The sequence below is a fragment of the Streptomyces sp. W16 genome (assembly GCF_033194735.1).
In the GTDB taxonomy this organism is placed as follows: Bacteria; Actinomycetota; Actinomycetes; order Streptomycetales; family Streptomycetaceae; genus Streptomyces.
Genome location: NZ_JAWOAI010001006.1, coordinates 1 through 1,692, shown reverse-complemented (window position 1 = coordinate 1,692; position 1,692 = coordinate 1). Strand labels below are relative to the sequence as shown.

1 protein-coding gene is annotated in these 1,692 nt (G+C 72.6%); it reads left to right on the top strand.

Annotation, left to right across the window (positions count from 1 at the left end; genetic code table 11):
- Positions 1–1,493, top strand: a 1,493-nt coding sequence (treZ, locus tag R6V09_RS52470) for a malto-oligosyltrehalose trehalohydrolase (RefSeq protein ID WP_317888455.1), incomplete at its 5' end; no start/stop codon positions are given.
- Positions 1,494–1,692 lie beyond the last annotated feature (199 nt).

Below are 1,692 nucleotides of genomic sequence, written 5' to 3'. Positions count from 1 at the left end.
CGTGGCCGGGGCGCCCGCTGCCGGGCGCGGTGCTCTACGAGCTGCACGTCGGCACGTACACGCCCGAAGGCACCCTGGACGCGGCGGCCGACCGGCTCGGCCACCTCGCCGAACTGGGCGTCACCCACGTCGAGTTGATGCCCCTGTGTCCGTTCCCCGGCCGGCACGGCTGGGGTTACGAGGGCGTCTCGCTGTGGGCCGTGCACGAGCCCTACGGCGGCCCCGAGGGATTGAAGCGGTTCGTCGACCGGGCTCACGAACTCGGTCTGGGCGTCGTGCTCGACGTGGTGCACAACCACCTCGGCCCGTCCGGGAATTACCTGCCCGCGTTCGGCCCCTACTTCACGGACACGCACCAGACTCCCTGGGGCAGTGCCGTGAACCTGGACGCGCCCGGCTCGGACGAGGTGCGTGCCTTCCTCCTGGGCAGCGCGCTGGCGTGGCTGCGCGACTACCGGATCGACGGGCTGCGGCTGGACGCGGTGCACGCGCTGCAGGACACGCGCGCGTGCCACTTCCTGGAGGAACTGTCCGCAGCCGTCGACACGTTGGCCGCCGAGACGGGCCGGCCGCTCTTCCTGGTCGCCGAGTCCGATCTGAACGACCCGCGCGTGGTCACCCCCCGCGCGGAGGGCGGTCTCGGGCTGCACGCGCAGTGGAACGACGACTTCCACCACTCCCTGCACACCGCCCTGACGGGTGAATCACAGGGCTACTACGCGGACTTCGCGCGGGCTCCGCTCGCGGCGGTCGCCAAGACGCTGACGGGCGGCTACTTCCACGACGGCACCTATTCGAGCTTCCGGAACCGGCACCACGGCCGCCCCCTGGACCGCACGCGCGTGGCCGCCCACCGGCTGCTCGGCTACAGCCAGACCCACGACCAGATCGGCAACCGCGCCCAGGGGGACCGCCTTTCGGCGTCCCTCTCCCCCGGCCTGCTGGCCTGCGCGGCGGCACTGACGCTCACCGGTCCCTTCACACCGATGCTGTTCATGGGCGAGGAATGGGCTGCGGGCACCCCCTGGCAGTTCTTCACCGACCACACCGACCCGGACCTCGCGGACGCCGTACGGCGGGGCAGGCGGCGGGAGTTCGCGGCACACGGCTGGGCCGAGGAGGACGTGCCCGACCCGCAGGACTCGGCGACCCGCGACCGCTCCTGCCTCGACTGGACGGAACCGCAGCGCGAGCCCCACGCGCGCGTGCTGGCCTGGTACCGGCGGCTCATCGCCCTCCGGCACGAGCAACCCGACCTCACCGACCCCGACCTCACCGACACCAAGGTGGCCTACGACGAGGACGCCCGCTGGCTCGCCCTCCGACGCGGCGACGTGCGTGTCGCCGTGAACCTCGGCAAGGAACCGGCCGCGATCCCCCTGGGCACCCGCCCGGCGGAGGTCCTGGCCGCCTGGGAGCCGGTGGAGGCGCCCGGGGCCGAGGGGTTGCTCCGGCTGTCCGGGGAGTCGTGCGTGGTGCTGCTCCAGGCGTAAACGCTTGCGCATACGCCTACGTAAACGCTTGCGCAAGCGTTTACGCCCCTCGGCTCGACCCCCTACAGCTCGGCCTCCCCGCCCCCGTCCCGCAGCTCCGTCACCCGCTCCAGCAGGATCGCCTCCCAGGTGTGGCGCAGTTGGGTCCTGAGGAGCGGGAGGAGGCCGGTGTCGGGGTCGGTCTCGCAGCCCTTGAGGC